General features: G+C 42.9%; 14 protein-coding genes. 1 reads left to right on the forward strand and 13 read right to left on the reverse strand.

The features are described 5' to 3' along the window. The first annotated feature begins 95 nt into the window (after positions 1-95). The gene (locus tag CE058_RS17565) at positions 96-587 is read left to right on the forward strand and encodes a hypothetical protein (RefSeq protein WP_163144378.1); all 492 of its coding nucleotides are present in this window, start codon (positions 96-98) and stop codon (positions 585-587) included. Between the two features lie 53 nt (positions 588-640). Here CE058_RS17565 and CE058_RS17570 read toward each other — a convergent pair whose 3' ends face one another. The 13 genes from CE058_RS17570 to CE058_RS17630 all read right to left on the reverse strand — a co-directional run bounded on the left by CE058_RS17570 (position 641) and on the right by CE058_RS17630 (position 16,963). Then, entirely contained in the window at positions 641-1,738 is a 1,098-nt protein-coding gene (locus CE058_RS17570) for a CaiB/BaiF CoA transferase family protein (protein ID WP_163144380.1), read from the reverse strand. A 20-nt stretch (positions 1,739-1,758) separates the two neighbouring features. Further along, positions 1,759-3,327, reverse strand: coding sequence for a fatty acid--CoA ligase (locus CE058_RS17575; RefSeq protein WP_163144382.1), 1,569 nt, complete (start codon positions 3,325-3,327; stop codon positions 1,759-1,761). 19 nt (positions 3,328-3,346) lie between these two features. Continuing rightward, positions 3,347-4,498: a thiolase family protein gene (locus CE058_RS17580; RefSeq protein WP_163144384.1), complete on the reverse strand. Its 1,152-nt coding sequence runs from the start codon at positions 4,496-4,498 to the stop codon at positions 3,347-3,349. A gap of 12 nt (positions 4,499-4,510) precedes the next feature. Further along, positions 4,511-5,656: an acyl-CoA dehydrogenase family protein gene (locus CE058_RS17585; protein WP_163144386.1), complete on the reverse strand. Its 1,146-nt coding sequence runs from the start codon at positions 5,654-5,656 to the stop codon at positions 4,511-4,513. 454 nt (positions 5,657-6,110) lie between these two features. Beyond that, positions 6,111-6,878 (reverse strand): 3-hydroxyacyl-CoA dehydrogenase, encoded by a 768-nt coding sequence (locus CE058_RS17590; protein ID WP_163144387.1) that lies wholly within the window; start codon positions 6,876-6,878, stop codon positions 6,111-6,113. 137 nt (positions 6,879-7,015) lie between these two features. After that, positions 7,016-7,537: an RNA polymerase sigma factor gene (locus CE058_RS17595; RefSeq protein WP_226617545.1), complete on the reverse strand. Its 522-nt coding sequence runs from the start codon at positions 7,535-7,537 to the stop codon at positions 7,016-7,018. Positions 7,538-7,570: 33 nt separating this feature from the next. After that, entirely contained in the window at positions 7,571-9,547 is a 1,977-nt protein-coding gene (locus tag CE058_RS17600; RefSeq protein WP_163144389.1) for a DUF6449 domain-containing protein, read from the reverse strand. Continuing rightward, positions 9,501-10,397, reverse strand: a complete 897-nt coding sequence (locus CE058_RS17605; RefSeq protein ID WP_163144391.1) for an ABC transporter ATP-binding protein — start codon at positions 10,395-10,397, stop codon at positions 9,501-9,503. Before CE058_RS17605 ends, CE058_RS17600 begins: the two co-directional genes overlap by 47 nt. Next, the gene (locus CE058_RS17610; protein WP_163144393.1) at positions 10,381-10,779 is read right to left on the reverse strand and encodes a GntR family transcriptional regulator; all 399 of its coding nucleotides are present in this window, start codon (positions 10,777-10,779) and stop codon (positions 10,381-10,383) included. Before CE058_RS17610 ends, CE058_RS17605 begins: the two co-directional genes overlap by 17 nt. 160 nt (positions 10,780-10,939) lie before the next feature. Continuing rightward, positions 10,940-12,730, reverse strand: a complete 1,791-nt coding sequence (locus CE058_RS17615; RefSeq protein ID WP_163144394.1) for an L-lactate permease — start codon at positions 12,728-12,730, stop codon at positions 10,940-10,942. A gap of 253 nt (positions 12,731-12,983) precedes the next feature. Then, positions 12,984-13,760: an IclR family transcriptional regulator gene (locus tag CE058_RS17620; protein WP_163144396.1), complete on the reverse strand. Its 777-nt coding sequence runs from the start codon at positions 13,758-13,760 to the stop codon at positions 12,984-12,986. A 44-nt stretch (positions 13,761-13,804) separates the two neighbouring features. Continuing rightward, positions 13,805-14,584 (reverse strand): fumarylacetoacetate hydrolase family protein, encoded by a 780-nt coding sequence (locus tag CE058_RS17625; protein ID WP_163144398.1) that lies wholly within the window; start codon positions 14,582-14,584, stop codon positions 13,805-13,807. 201 nt (positions 14,585-14,785) lie between these two features. Continuing rightward, positions 14,786-16,963, reverse strand: coding sequence for a malate synthase G (locus CE058_RS17630; RefSeq protein ID WP_163144399.1), 2,178 nt, complete (start codon positions 16,961-16,963; stop codon positions 14,786-14,788). Between the last annotated feature and the right edge of the window lie 102 nt (positions 16,964-17,065).

The following is a 17,065-nucleotide window of genomic DNA, read 5'->3' on the forward strand; positions in this document are numbered from 1 at the left end:
CCTTTCGAAAATTCCAAGGCAAAAATCCATTGTGTTAGGTCTTGTCCTATACCAATTTTAAAACTCATCATTAAATATAGTAGGAGGTGATTCATTTGTTATCTTTTTATTCCCAGGACCACTACTGCTCGGGTAAAAAAGAATATTCAAAAGCTCCGGGTAAGATTTATATCACCAATGACTTCATTCCCCAATTTTTTGACCAGAACACATCCATTCCATCCACAGTCAATCTAAACAGCGCTAAAGGGAAATCCCATTTTCACTTTGACCCGATGAACAATACGATTACAGTTAAGGAAAGAGGCTTTTATTTTCTTCAGTTCAGCGTACAAGTATTTGCTGCTGCAGGACAGGCGAATCTGCCGTTGAAATTTGAGCTTCAGCGGAATGGCGGAACTCTCATCAACTCCCAAACCTCTTTTAATAACAATAATTTTGACGTTGACTATGCAACATCCACTTTATTGCTCGAGGAGCTGGAGAAGGGAGATATGATCCGTCTCGTACTATCCGGCCCTTCGCCTTTCCCTCAAGGAAGAGTGACTCGCCTGGATTTCGCCAGTGTCACCATTTTTGAGGCATAATAAATGAAGAATCCCTAATCATCCTCATGATTAGGGACTATTTAATCATACGGTCATATTTTAATATTTCTCTTTGCAATATTGCTTAGAAATTCCTCATTATGTTCTCCTAATTTTGGAGGACCCCCCATTGCTGATTCTATTCCGCCATGCATTTTTACCAAAGGGTAATTTTGGGTAGTAATTAAAATTCCATTAAATAGCGGAAAGTCTTGCAATTCGCCGGCCTCCAATACAGGAGTCAGACAGCAATCTGTTCTTTGGCCAAATTCAGTCCACTCTTTTAATGTCCTGCTTTTAAAGAATTCGGTTATCTCCATAAAGACAGGATTATCAGCAGAGGCAGTGGAAAGATGATAATCAATCCAATCCTCTCTTCCTGCACTCTTACAGAAGTTTATCCAGAACTTCGGCTCCAGAGCGGCAAGTGCAGCAAACCGGCTATCCTTTGTCTCGTAAATAGAATAGGCAACGACTTTACCGTTCAATACCGAAAGTCCTTTAGGATATCCTGTCTTTTTTTCAATCAGCAAATGGTTCCCCATGGTGGAAGCCATCACTTCCGCAATGGAAATGCAGTGATGCCCGCCTTGGCCGGACATTTTGCTGGAAAGCAGGGCAGCCAGTATCCTTTCACTGGCTGCCATTCCTCCCATGAAGTCCGCTATTGTGTTGGACGGGTGAACAGGACGGCCGCTGCGGTCCTTCAGCTGGGCAAGGACCCCGCTTACGGCCAAATAATTTAAATCATGGCTTCCTAAATGTTGATAGTCTTCATTCTCACCGTAGCCTGTAAGAGAGCAATAAACGATATTCGGTTTATGCTTTTTCACAGTCTCATAATCCAGGCCCAGCCTTTTCATTACCCCAGGCCGAAAACTTTCAAGCACCGCATCACTTTCTGAAATCAGCATAAGGGCAGCATTTCTTCCTTCTTCGCTCTTCAGGTTAAGTGTAATGCTTTTTTTGCCGCGGTTATTGGCGGCAAACACTGCACCTGTACCCTCTATTTTGATATCGAGATGCCTTCCGGGGTCACCGGATTCCGGTTCCACTTTTATCACTTCTGCACCAAGCTCTGCAAGCCTCTGGGAAGCAAACGGACCAGGGAGATAGTTGGAAAAATCAATCACTCTTATGCCTTTTAACATCTTGCATTCCCTTCTTCCGGCTAGATTTTTCCTTCAGCGAACAGATCCTCCAGCTGTTTTCGGAGCATGAACTTTTGAATTTTGCCGCTCGCGTTTCTTGGAAGAGCTTCACAGAATACATATTTTCTAGGACGCTTATAATTGGCGAGTTCATCACTATTCCGGCACAATTCATCGAGTTCATCTTCAGACAGTGCCGGATCTTTTTTGACAACGAAAGCTGTGACGGTTTCACCCCAGCGGTCATCAGGCTGGCCAATTACTGCCACATCCAGTACGCATTTATGTGTATATAAAAGATCCTCCACTTCACGGGGATAAATATTTTCTCCGCCGCTAATGATCATATCGTCGACTCTGTCTTTGACGTACAAAAAGCCTTCGTCATCCAGATATCCGATGTCACCAGAGTGATACCAGCCTCCATGCATGGCATGATCGGTTGCCGCGTCCCGATTGAAATAACCACTCATCATGCATGGGCCTTTTACGATGATTTCACCCGTTTCTCCAGAAGGCATCACATCATCAGGATCTGATGGACCATTCTCATTGGGCCTTACAATCCTGATTTCATGGTTTAAACAGGCCTGTCCTGCAGACCCAGCCTTCCTGATTTGGTCATCTTCCGATAAAAACGTAATCGCAGGACCCATCTCGGTCATTCCATATGCCTGTACCAGGGAGATGCCTAATTTTTCACGGCACGCATAAACAAGAGCAGGAGCCATCGGTGCCGCTCCATACAATCCCAGCTTAAGGCTTTCCAGATTATAATGGCTTAAGTTTTCCTGAAGCAGCATATTCCACATGGTCGGAGCTGCAAAAAACTTTGTAATTTTCTCTTCAGATATTAACCGCAATACTTCCTTTGCATCAAAGTGATGCAGGATGGTATTGGCAGCACCCACATGCACCCTTGGCAAAAAGGCACAGTGAAGCTCTGCGCAGTGGAACATAGGTGCAGTCACGAGTCCGTTGTCATTGCTTTCAAGCTTTGTCGCTCCTATAACAATCAGACTTTGTTCAGCCATATCCCTGTGTCTGTGGACTACACCCTTTGGCCTTCCCGTGGTGCCGCTTGTGTACATTATTGCGTACAAATCATTTTCATTTATCTCAATATCAATTTCATCATTCGATGCTGCATCCACCTTTTCGTGATAGGATGAAGCGTATGGAGGAGCATTGTCATCAATGTACCAGAACTCTGTATGCGGAAAACGCTTAGCGATGGGGGTGATGCCGGATTCCAGCATTTGTTCAAATAACACTACTTTTGGCTCTGCATCCTGGAGAATATAAGCAATTTCTTCTGACATCAGCCTAAAGTTGATCGGATTAAATACGGCGCCGATTTTTGCACAAGCAAAGAATGCTGTAGCAAGTTCCTCGGTGTTAAAAAGGCAGGTTGAAACCCTGTCACCCTTCCTGACGCCTGTATTTATTAAGGCATTGGCCAATTTATTGATCTCCAAACTCCATTCCTTATAAGTAAAACGCAGATTTTTTCTGACATCATACAAAGCTTCTTTATCCGGAAACTTTCCGGCCGTGAGATCAAAAATTCTTCCTATAGTAGTAGTCATTTTCATTCCTCCCCATTTTTCAATCTAATCGTTCAATAATAGTCGCATTCGCCATACCAAGACCTTCACACATGGTCTGCAGTCCATAGCGCCCCCCTGTTCTTTCGAGTTCATGCATCATGGTGACCATCAGCCTTGCACCGCTTCCGCCTAAAGGATGGCCAAGTGCAATGGCACCCCCATTTGGATTAAGCTTTGCCGGATTTGCTCCTGTTTCTTTCAGCCAGGCAAGCGGTACAGGAGCGAATGCTTCGTTCACTTCGAACACATCAATGTCCTCTATAGCCAGTCCAGCTTTCTTTAACACGTTCTCTGTTGCTGGTATTGGTCCAGTCAGCATTAAAGCAGGATCGGAGCCCACTGCTGTACGCGCCAGTATTCTGAACCTCGGTTTCATTCCAAGCTCCTCTGCCTTTTCACGTGACATAATAAGTAGTGCTGCTGCTCCATCGCTGATTTGACTGGAATTTCCTGCATGAATCACTCCATTCTCTTTAAAAACAGTTTTTAAGCTTGCCAATGCTTCCAGAGAGGTTTCCTTTCTCGGTCCAGCGTCTTCTGCTACCGTCAAAAGCTGTCCATCAGACATTGTCACATCCAATGGTTCAATCTCTCTCTCAAACCGGCCTTCAGCCTGGGCATTTAAAGCCTTCTGATGACTCTCAAATGAATAGCGGTCAAGCTCTTCTCTTGTAAATCCATATTTTTCAGCAATGCGTTCAGCAGATAAGCCCTGGTGGATGATTTCATGTCTGTCTGTCAGTTTTTCACTGAACCCGACCCCCTGATAGCTGGAGACGATAGGAACACGGGACATGCTTTCGACCCCTCCTGCGATCACAATATCCATATCCCCTGCTAAAATAGCCTGAGCTGCAAAGTGAACAGCCTGCTGGCTGGATCCGCATTGGCGGTCAATGGTTGTACCTGGCACTTCGATTGGAAACCCTGCGATCAATGCAGCTACCCTTGCAATATCCCCTGTTTGCTCGCCTATTTGCGAGACACAGCCAAGAATGACATCATCAATCATTTCCGGCTTCAGGCCTGCACGTTTCACAAGTGCCTTTAACGCTTCTGCAGCCAAATCATCCGCCCTGATGTCCTTTAGTAAGCCGTTTTTTCTTCCTACTGGTGTTCTGACCCCTTCGACAATAACAGCTTCACGCATATATACTCCTCCCTATAAACCCATGTTTTTCGCAATAATCGTTTTCATGATTTCATTTGTACCTGCATATATGCTGGCGACTGGTATATCTCTGAACCTCCTTGCAATCTCGTATTCTTCCATATAGCCATAGCCGCCATGAAGCTGCATGCATTCAGCTGCAATTTTACGGGCATTTTCTGTCAGCTTCCATTTCGCCATGGAGACCTTTGTAACTACATTTATTCCTGCCATATGCTCTGTGATCAGTTGATTAAGGAACACCCTTCCCATTTCAATATCTGTTGCCATTTCGGCAATTTTAAATTGAGTGTTCTGAAACTGGCTGACCGGTTTTCCGAATGCCTCGCGATTCTTTACATAATTTATTGTTAAATTAAGCATTTCCTCTGCAGCCACCTGGGCAGCAATTGCCACGACAAGCCTTTCCTGCTGCAGCTTTTCCATTAAATATAGAAAACCTTTTCCTTCTTCGCCGATCAGGTTTTCTTTCGGAACTCTGCAATCTTCAAAAATTAACTCTGCCGTATCCTGACAATGAAGACCGACCTTGTTTAATTTCCTCCCTCTTGAAAACCCCTCAGTTCCCCTCTCGACCGCAAGCAGGCTTACGCCTTTATGCCGTGGGACGGCATGGGGATCTGTTTTACAGGCTATGATGATTAAATCGGAATGAATTCCGTTGGTAATAAAGGTCTTTTCGCCATTCACTATGTAATGGTCCCCATCAAGCCTTGCTGTCGTTCTGATGCCTGCTAAGTCAGAGCCGGCTCCAGGTTCAGTCATGGCTATCGCCGTAATGATATCACCCGCTGCACACTTTGGCAGCCACTTTTCCTTTTGTTCATCGGTTCCATAAGCAGTAATGTATGGGACGACGATATCATTGTGGAGCCCAATTCCCACCATGCCGGACCCAACCCGTTCAAGTTCTTCATTAATTATGACTGAGAAGCCCCAATCGACATTGCTTCCGCCATACTTTTCGTCTATATCAGGGCATAAAAAACCCTGCTCCCCCATCTTGCGCCAAAATTCACGGGGTATGATTCTATCCTCTTCCCATTTTTCATAGTTAGGATAGGCTTCTTTCTCTAAGAACTTACGCAGAGATTCTCTAAAAATTTCATGCTCTTCCTGCAGGTATGACGCAGCCATAATATGAACCTCCGAAACTAAAATTTTTTTGGCATAACACAAAGTGATATCCACCGCTTTTGTAAAGGCTTACAATTAAATTGTACAATAATTATTTATATTTTTAGAACATTTAAAATTCATTTTTTTAAAATTTATATATTTTTCGTAAAGGCTTTTTTTGTATAAATTGTTTTTTCGCCTATTATATTGTCCGTTGATTTCCGCTCCAGGATGCTCAGCGAACCGCGGGGCAGGCGGTGATCCTCCTCCACGCTTCGCGTCTGCGGGGTCTCACCTGTCCAGCTACTCCCGCTGGACGTTGAATACGCTCCCCTTAGAAACACAGCACGAAGAAAATGCGTTAGCATTTTCGAGGATCTCGCACCTTCCGCTCCAATCAACTCAGTAAATAATATACAAAAAGCAACAAAGCCTGCGAAAACAGCCTTTGTAAGAAGGACGGTACCCTCATTTACTTCGGCTGCATGCGGATGCCGCCATCCAGACGTATCGTTTCTCCATTCAGCATCGGATTCACTAAAATACTTTCAGCCAGCCTGGCATACTCCTCAGGATAACCCAGTCTTGAAGGAAAAGGCACCATTTTCCCCAATGAATCCCTTGCCCCCTGAGGCAGTGATTCAAACATTGGAGTGTTAAACAACCCGGGGGCAATTGTCATTACACGAATCCCATAACCCGCCAGCTCTCTGGCGATCGGCAGGGTCATGCCAACCACTCCGCCTTTGGATGCACTATATGCTGCCTGGCCAATTTGTCCTTCAAAGGCTGCGACTGAAGCCGTATTAATAATCACACCTCTTTCACCTTGATCATTCGGATCATTCTTTGCCATTTGTTCAGCAGCCAGACGAATGACATTAAAAGTCCCGACCAGATTTATCATTATGACCTTTTGGAACATGTCCAGAGAATGGACGCCTTTTCGGCCTAAAAGCTTCGCGGCAATTCCGATGCCGGCGCAGTTAACTGCAGTATTGATGCTGCCAAATTGTTCAGAAGCAAATGCCACTGCCCTCTGTACGTCTTCTTCTTTTGTAACATCCGTTTTCATAAAAAGAACATTTTCACCCAGTTCCCTGATAAGGTGAGCTGCCCGGTCTTCCGCCAAATCTGCAATTAGGACCTTCCCTCCGCATCCGGCTATTTTTCTCACTGTCGCCTCTCCAAGCCCTGATGCACCGCCTGTGATTATGGCTCTGCATTCTTTCACTTCCATAATGATCCTCCTTTTATTAATCAGGTTTTCTATGAAGTCATTTCCATTTGGAAAGGTGATTTTCCTGCTGAATGGCTGATTAATTATCAATTCTTGTTATTGTACAAAAAAACAGCTCCTTTTCAGAAGCTGTTTTTCTATGCCAAATTCCGGTCAGCAAGGATTTCTCTCAGATGCTGTCTGACCCGATATAATTTTGTTTTGACAGTGTTTGGGTTGAGATGTAGAATGTCCGCTATTTCTCTTTCCTTCAGTCCATGCTTTGTTTTAAGCAGGAACACCCTTTTCTGTTCATAGGAGAGGGAATCCACATATGCGTATATCTGCTCCTGAAGCATATTAATCTCTGCTTCCTGCCCGGTATCGCTGTACCTGCTTTCCATGCAGTTTTCAAAATCAACGGAATCCTGTATCCTCTCATTAGTCCTTCTTTCTTTTCGCACAAAATCAATTGCAGTTCTGGTCGCAATTGATGATAACCATGCTCCCAGCTTATCCTGATCATCTATGCTGTCCATTTTTTTATAAGCCTTGATCAGTGTTTCCTGAACAACATCCTGCGCAAGATAATGATCCCGGGTAATGCTGTAAGCAATATGATAGAGCCGCTTATTGTATAGTCTGCAGATTTCCCTCATATCCATTGAAGGTTTTATCACTGTAATCCCCCTCTCCTGTAAATTTCTCCCGTATTATTGAAGCCGTTCCTTTATAAATTCAGGCACTGTTTTTTCAGTAAAGCTCTTAATATCCATTGTCCTTTGTTCATCAAAATAGAATGCAATTATATATTCTTCTTCAATGTACCCATTTGAATTACTCAAACTGCTTTCTATTTGTTCTTTATCTGTAATTTTGATTGATGATTTACTGTCACTCATCTTTTCAAAAACTTCCTCATAAGAGTACCCTGCCGCAAAGTTAATATCGATATCCTCCGCTTTTGCAGCCAGTGCATAAGAAATATCATTGCTATTCACTTTTGCATCATTCAGCAATGACTTTTCTTTCAGCCATTCCTCAAACCTCGTATAAGAAGGATTCCAGGTCATATAGGCTTTTTTGCTGTCATTATAATAAATCTCAATATGAGCATATGGCTCATCAATTCCCTGAAGCTCCTCATATGAAGCAGTATCCACTTCCTCAGTCAATATCTGAACAGCTTCTTTAAGTTCTTCTTTGTCTGTAATGACCGCCCGCTTTGTAACTGGCCCTGATGGGGTAATCGTGATTTTAGTAGTTTCATCTTCTGGTACCTGATAGATTTCATTTGTTGCCATTTTATATTCATCCGATTCATAAATCAGCTTAAGATATGGCTTATATTCCCTTTTGTTAATGCTGTAATCACGGACCAGCTTTTCACCATTCTTCAGTTCATACACAATAAAAACGGAACCGCGGCCTGAAACCTGAGCCTGTCTGTTTTCATCCTTTACAAGCTTTTCATGAAACCTTCTGACCAAATCAATATTCTCGTATTCTTTTAAATATAGCGGTTCCTCATGATCAATATCATTATAAAGGTAAAAGCTCTCGCTGAAATGGACCCGCTCAATTTCATTGCTCTGCGGTATGCTTTTTTCATACTGAGTCAAGTCAAATTGGAATAAGAGGAAGAAAGCCGCCATTATGGCTGTATAGACCAACAATCCTTTTACATGAATAGTCACTCGCCATGATTTCTGGAGAACCATTTCGGCCGCCGCATATCCAATTAGTGCTCCAAAAACATATCCCGCGATAATCCAGCTCGTGCCGCCCTGCATCTCACCGAAATAACCGCCCCCAAGAAGCATCGTGCAAAACGTCACACCAAATTTAAAAATGGGCTTTGTTATCGGAAAAACAAGCGCGTGGGAGACTGCCTCCATTCTTCTCCTTTTATAGATCTGCAAGCCAAGAAAATACAGGGACACAATAAGTATGAGATAAACAGCAGTCTCCACATTTGACGGTGTGCGCATATTCATCTGAGTAAATGCAATCAAGGGAGAGAACTTTTCGAATTTGCTTGTCATATAGTATTGGCCTGGAAAACCGAATAAATAGAAAGGCAAATTAATAGAAACTAAAATGATCAGACCTACAGGGAGCAGGAGAAAAATATACGTTAACACACCCTGTACCGCCGATAATCCCGACAGCATTCCTACAGAAACACCTGTCAGGTAAATTACAATATTAAATAAAAGCGTGATGCCCACCCAATTGAGGATTTCCCCCATTGAATAAAAATCCTGCAAATTCATGGGCTGGTAAAGAACCAGGATAATCAAAGCAATGAGTAAAACCGGCAAAATTAATAGCATGATTCCTGTTAAAGCATATTGATGGAAAATGGATTCCCTTTTAACCGGGAGGCTGTGCATTAAATCGCTATATTGCTTTACCTGTGTAAACCTGAATAAGAACACAGACAAGGCCACCGGTACTGATATACTAAAAATAAATTGGAGCTGGAAGTTGTATTGAAACAGATTGTCAATGTCCAGGAATTTCCGCTGTTCCTCTGAAGAATTCATTATGATATCAAGAGGAATGGCAAAGAACAGGCCGAGAAAATACACAATGGAGACCCAGCCGACACTTCTGAAAATCGTTTTTAAAATTTCGCTTTTAATCAAGGATGTTTTGGACTGCATATCCAATGTCCCCCATTTCATAAATGAAAATCTCCTCTAATGTCAGGGGAAGCATATCGAAAATCACTGGTTTAAATTGTTCTACATATGACGATATTTCCTTTGCATCTCCCTTTACAATGCAGATCACAATGCTGCCTCTTTTTTCTTTATGAAGGATCTTCAGCGAATCGAAAATGGCTGGTACAGATCCTTTAAAGGCAACCTGAATTTTATGTGTATCTGTTTTAAGGTCATCAAGATCTTTTTCCAGAATCATGCGCCCATTATGCATAATGCCTATAAAATCACATAGGTCTTCCACTTCGCGCAGATTATGAGAGGAAATAAGAATTGTCATTTCTCTTTCAGCAACCTCATCGATCATCAGGCTTTTCACTTTCTTCCTCATTACGGGATCAAGCCCGTCCATAGGCTCATCCAAAATTAACACTTCCGGCCTGGCAGACAAAGCAAGGATAAAAGCAGCCTGCCTCTGAATGCCTTTGGAGAATCTATGAATCTTTTTATGTATATCCATTTCAAAAATAGCAGCCAGTTCTTCAAATCGTTCTTCATCCCACATGCTGTAAATATTTTTATAAAATTGCGCCATCTGCTTAACTGTATATTGAGGCAGAAAATAGGGATGATCCTGAATAAAAAAGATCTTATCTTTCATTTGCGGGTTCTCGAACACCGGCTGGCCGTCAATGGCAATGCTTCCTTCATCCTCTGCATAGATGCCTGCCAACAGCTTTAAAAGTGTTGTTTTTCCGGCTCCATTGGAACCAAGCAAGCCGTATATGGACCCTTTATTCACTTCAATGCAGACATTTTCGACAGCATCCATCTCCTCGAAAGATTTTCGCACATTACGGATTTTGATCATCTTCTATCCCTCCCCCTATAGCTGCTTCTATTTCCTGTATGAGCTTGTATAATTCATTTTTTGTGATTCCAAGGTATAAAGCCTCTGATAAAAGCTTTGATAGTTCATTTTTCACTTTTTCTATTTTTTCGCTGTTCAGATTGGGTGTCGCTGCACTGACAAAACTGCCTTTCCCTTTTATGGAATAAATATAGCCCTGGGACTCAAGCTCCCTATATGCCTTCTGAATGGTATTAGGATTGATCGTCAGCTGCTGGGCCAGCGTTCGAACGGAAGGCAGCTGTTCATCTGCTGTTAAGACCTCTGTGATGATCAGCTCTTTAAGCCGCTCAACCAGCTGTTCATATATAGGTTTTCGGCTCCTTACATCCAATTCAAACATGCTTGCCCTCCCATCTGTATGCAGTGTACTATGATTCCTAGTACAGTTGACACAGTTAGATTATATTACAAGTAATTGGAAAAGAGAAGGGGGAAATTAAACTTTTTATAAAAAGAAAAAAACTGGTTCAGCCAAAGGGCTAAACCAGTCAAAAGTGTTCTTATTTAGCAGATTTCACATTCACCGGTGGCGGAGGCAAAATCATGTTGGAACGCCTGTTATTTGTTGCAATTATATAAACAGCTGCGACTGCGATGGCAACTGCAATGAAGGAACCGATATTGAAAATCCCTTTTTGCGAATACCAGACAATCGAGTAACCTACAGATCCTGCCAGCAGGGCATAGTAGAAGAATGGGAATAACGTTTTGCGGATGACAGTGCCTTCTTTTCCAACAAGACCCACAACAGCTGATGCAGCAACGACGTTATGCACACAAATCATGTTCCCAGCTGCTCCTCCGACTGCCTGAAGGGCTACAATCCAGGTTGCATCCACCCCGATCTGTGAGCCGACGTCATATTGGAATAATGCAAACATCATATTACTGACGGTATTACTTCCTGCAATAAAGGCTCCTAGACCCCCGATGAAGGTCGCAAAGAACGGCCAGAATTCTCCAGCAAGAGCTGCAGCACCGTTCGCAAGCTCGATCGGCATCTGATTATAGCCCGCTTCTCCCCCGCCGGTGTTGATAAATACCTGTACCATCGGAACTGTGAAAATTAAAGCTGTTGAAGCAGCTACAGTTGTCTTTCCCGAATCTGCCCAGGCTTTTTTGTATGAACTGGAATTCATTCCATGGATAAAATAAGTGATAACAGATACAAGAATAAAAATCGTTCCCGGCAAATACAGCGGCTGGAAGCTTGAAGTGATGCCGGAATCAAAAATGTTTTCAAATTTGACCGTCCACGCCTGAAGCAACTCTAAAAATGGAAGCGATTTCAACCTTGACAATACTAAGAATAGGCCAACTAAAACATAAGGAGTCCACGCACGCATCATGCTCATGCTTCCGCTCTTATGGGCAACAGCTTTGATTTCCAGCTTGCCAGTCCATTCAGGATCCCACTTGGATTTCTCTTCAAAATCCCAAACCTGATCCTTTGGCGGCATAAGAAAGCCTTTTTTAGCTGCAAAAACAACAATTGCTAAACCAGCTAATCCCCCGATCATTGATGGGAATTCAGGTCCAAGGACATTCGCTACAATTACATAAGGGATCGTCATGGCAAATGCAGCAAATAGTGCAAACTTCCAGATTTTTATCCCTTCCGTAAATGATTTATTTTTGCCGAAAAATCTTGTCATTAAAGCTACTACAAATAAAGGAATCAATGTGCCGGCAATCATGTGGAGAATGGCTACTTGTCCTGCGATTTGAGTTACCAACCCAAGCAGGTTATCGGTAAGGCTTGCATTGCCCGATAAACCGGTCTGAACGCCGACAAGCATCGGTGTCCCTACAGCACCGAATGACACCGGTGTACTTTGAATGACCATCCCGGCAATAACTGCGGCCATAGCCGGAAAGCCAAGGCCCACTAATAGCGGGACTGCTACAGCGGCTGGAGTACCAAACCCGGACGCTCCTTCAATGAAAGAACCAAACAGCCAGGCTATGATAATTACTTGTATTCGGCGGTCAGGCGATATATCTGTGAATCCCTGACGAATGGTTTTTAAACCGCCGCTTTCCTGAAGGGTATTTAGAAGCAGAATAGCGCCGAAAATAATATAAAGAAGTGTTCCGGCAACAACTAGGCCATTGATGGATGCAGCGGCAACTTTTGCACCTGAAACTTTCCATACAAAAAGAGCAAGAACTACTGCTACAAGGTATGAGATTGGCATCGCCTTACTTGCCGGCCATCTCAATCCGACAAGAAATACTGCAACTGCAATAATTGGCAATAAAGATAGTAAAGCTAACATTCCAGTACTCAAATTACGTTTCCCCCTTTGTTTTGTAATAGCGAACAATGATTGCACTTTGTTGCGGATAGCAAAACATGTTATATAACTATAATGGTTTTGTTATACAACATGGCACTAGGCTTATTTACATTATACAAACATTTTTCACAATTTCAATAATATTTGGAAAATTTAATCTATGTATTTACACAAAAAAATTTGTATGTATATACAAAAAAATTAGCTCAATATATCTTTTTATCGAGATATATCGAGCTAATTACTAATTGATTGGGCTTACATGACCAAGACGTGCTGAAATTCCTTGCCCTGTCTTTACCATTTTGGATTTTAATGCATCAAGCCGATCAGCTGTCATTCTCATGGTCGGGCCTGAAATACTGACTGCAGCAATAACCTTGCCAAGGTGGTCAAAAATAGGAACGGCAACACACGTAATTCCATATTCATTTTCTTCAAGATCAAGAGCAAATCCTTTTTGCCTTACCTGACCCAATTCTTTCATGAATTCTTCTTTATCCGTTATGGTTTTATCTGTATGGACCGGCATCCCTTTTCTTTCAAGAATATCGGACACAATGCTTGAAGGCAGGTGTGCCAGAATGGCCTTGCCGACAGATGTGCAATGCATGGGAGCGCGTTTCCCGACTTTCGAATGCATTCTTAATGTTTCATTGCCCTCAAGCTTCTCGATGTACACAACCTCTCCCTGATCGTAAACGACTAAATGAATGACTTCATTTGTTTCATTTTCAAGCTCCTGCAGAAAAGGCATTGCTTCTGCACGCAAATCGATTGATTCAAGCAGCTTTGAACTGATCTCTAGGAATTTATACCCTAATTTGTACTTGCCGGTTTCGGCGTCCTGCTCTATATATCCGTACTGAACCAGAGTAGATAGAATACGGTAAACAGAGCTTTTGTTGATGTCTATCTGATTGGCAATTTCCGTTACGCCAAGACCGGTTTTTTTCAGGCTGATCAATGTAATTATATCCAGCGCCCTGCTGACGGACTTGACCATATTTTCTCTTTCCACAATATTCACCCCAGGTGCAAATGCCATAATTCAATTTACTTGAATTATACCGTTTTTGCGCTTTCACGTGCCACTGCAAATCTATTGCGCAGTGTTCCAATCTCTTTGATTTCACATTCGATAACATCACCTGACCTGACCATCTCAGCTCCAACAGGACTTCCTGTAAGGATTACGTCACCCGGCTTCAGTGTCATGACATTAGACAGGTATGAAATCATTTTACGAATTGGAATAATCATGAGATCTGTGCTGCTGTTCTGCTTTTCTGTGCCGTTTAATTTTGCTTCAACCTTTATTTCAAACGGATCCAGTTCAGTTTCGATTACGGGACCCAGCGGAGTAAAACTGTCAAAGGATTTGCCAATTGTCCAATGTCCATCATTATGGAAAAATTGCGGAGCAGTAACATCATTCCCCACTGTGTAGCCGAAAACATAATCAAGAACATCTGACTCTGCTATATTTTTTGCTTCTCTGCCAATGACGACAGCCAGTTCTGATTCGAATTTCACCTCTTCAATGCCTTCAGGAATGATAATATCCTCATCTGGTCCAATAACAGAAGATACAGGCTTGAAGAAGAATACAGGAATTTCAGGGAGTGTCTCAGGCAAATCCGATTTTTCGGACACATAGTTGGCTCCAATTCCAATGATCTGATTAGGAACCAGGGGTGCAAGCTGCTTTGCTTCATTCTGCGAAAAGCTCTGGCCTGTATACTCCCAATCTCCAAAAATATCCCCTTTAATTTCTTTATAAATGCCCTCTTCTAATACTCCTTCATGTACTGCTCCATTAACTTCATATCTTGTAAACTTCATTTTTCTTCCTCTCCCCTCGGTAACTTTAAGCCTGCAGATCTCTAGAAAAGGCTCTTTTCGTATAAAATGTTGTATTTAACACCAACAATGTTGTCCGTTGATTTCCGCTCCAATCAACTCTGCAACAATATATATAAAGGAACAAACCTTGCGAAATCAGTCTTAGAAAAACAGGGCACATTCATGCCCTGTTCTACACTATTACTGTTTTACTGCATACTTGGATTTCGCTTCAAGACGGCGGCGGTGCAGGATTGGTTCTGTATAGCCGTTTGGCTGATCATAGCCTTCGAAAACAAGGTCACATGCTGCCTGGAATGCAACCGATTGATCGAAATCAGCTGCCATTGGGCGGTATGCGGTATCTCCACTGTTTTGTTCATCTACTACCTTAGCCATTTTCTTAAGTGTCTCAAGCACTTGTTCCTTCGTGCAGATGCCATGGTGAAGCCAATTTGCAACATGCTGGCTCGAAATCCTTAATGTCGCACGGTCCTCCATTAAACCAATATTATTGATATCAGGAACTTTGGAACAGCCGATGCCCTGCTCAACCCAGCGTACCACATATCCGAGGATACCCTGTGCGTTGTTTTCCAGTTCTTCCTGGATCTCCTCTTGAGTCCATTGCGGATTTTCTGCAACCGGTATCTGCAGAATTTCGTCACGAAGGTCTGTAACTTCCTCCATCAGCTTGTTTTGCACCTTCTGAACTTCTACCTGATGGTAATGCAATGCATGAAGGGTGGCTGCAGTTGGAGACGGTACCCAGGCAGTATTGGCGCCGGCGTTCAAATGCCCGATCTTTTGCTCCATCATATCTGCCATCATATCAGGCATAGCCCACATGCCTTTTCCAATTTGCGCACGTCCCTGGAAGCCTGCTTCAAGGCCTGTATTGACATTGGATTTTTCATAGCCTTTTAGCCAGGCTGTTGCTTTCATATCATTCTTGCGGATCATCGGGCCAGCTTCCATGGAAGTGTGCATCTCATCCCCTGTACGGTCAAGGAATCCGGTGTTTATGAAAACAATGCGCTCCTTTACTTCACGGATGCAGGCTGCAAGATTCAAGGATGTACGACGCTCCTCATCCATTACACCAATTTTCAGTGTGTTCCGCTCCAGTCCAAGCAGATCTTCCGTCCGGTCAAATAACTCGTTTGCAAAAGCAACCTCTTTGGAACCGTGCATTTTTGGCTTAACGATATAAATGGATCCCTCAGATGTGTTTTGGTATGGTCCATTTCCAAGCAATGTATGCTTCCCGATCAGGGAAGTAACTACCGTATCGAGGATCCCTTCCTGCACTTCATTTCCTTCTGCATCCAAAATAGCGTTAATGGACATTAAATGTCCGACATTCCTGACAAACATTAATGAGCGTCCAGGTAATGAAAACTCCTTCCCTTCAGCAGACACATATGAACGGTCAGGATTCAATTTACGTGTCATTGATTTAGAGCCCTTAGTGAAGGCTGCGGAAAGGTCACCTTTCATTAAACCGAGCCAGTTGCGGTATACAAGGACCTTGTCTTCAGCATCAACTGCTGTTACTGAATCCTCACAGTCCATAATTGTGGTAATTGCAGCTTCAAGTAAAACATCCTTCACCCCGGCATCATCCGTTTTTCCAATTGGGTGGCTTCTGTCAAACTGAATCTCAAAATAAAGGCCATTATTCTTTAAGAGTACCGCAGAAGGCTGATTCTGCTCTCCCTGGTATCCGGCAAACTTTGCTTCTTCTCTTAGTTTTACAGTTTCCCCATTGCCCAGCACAACTGCCAGTTTCCCTTCATCAACCTTGTACTGTACAGCCTCTTTATGCGAACCGCTTGAGAGAGGAACAGTTTGGTCAAGGAATTCCCTGGCAAATGCAATAACCTTTTCTCCCCTTACAGGATTATATCCGCCGTCCCTATTTGCCCCATTTTCTTCACTGATTGCATCGGTTCCATAAAGTGCATCGTACAAGCTTCCCCACCGGGCATTTGCTGCATTGATCGCATATCTCCCGTTATTAACTGGAACGACCAATTGCGGTCCGGCCTTCACAGCTACTTCTTCATCCACATTTTCTGTAGTAATTTTAAAATCCTCGGCTTTTGGCTCAAGATAGCCGATCTCTTCCAAAAATGACTTATAGCTATTAAAATCAAAATCCTTGTTTTCCCTGTGCCATGTGTTCAGCTTATGCTGAATTTCATCACGCTTTGCAAGCAATGCTTTATTCTTAGGGGTCAGATCATTTATAAGCGCTTCCAAACCTGACCAGAATTGCTCCTGATCAACGAAGCTTCCCGGCAAAGCCTCGGAATTGATAAATTCATAGAGCTCACTTGCAACCTGCAGGCTTCCTCTTTTAATATAATTCTCCATTAATCATTTCCTCCTTCGATTGCTTTTGATTTCCGCTGTTTCTTATTACGAAACGGCGTTTCTGGCTTTCTCTTAAAAAAATAATAGCATGTTTTCAAAAGT

This window comes from Bacillus sp. 22-7, assembly GCF_010628845.1.
Lineage (GTDB): Bacteria > Bacillota > Bacilli > Bacillales > Cytobacillaceae > Cytobacillus > Cytobacillus firmus_B.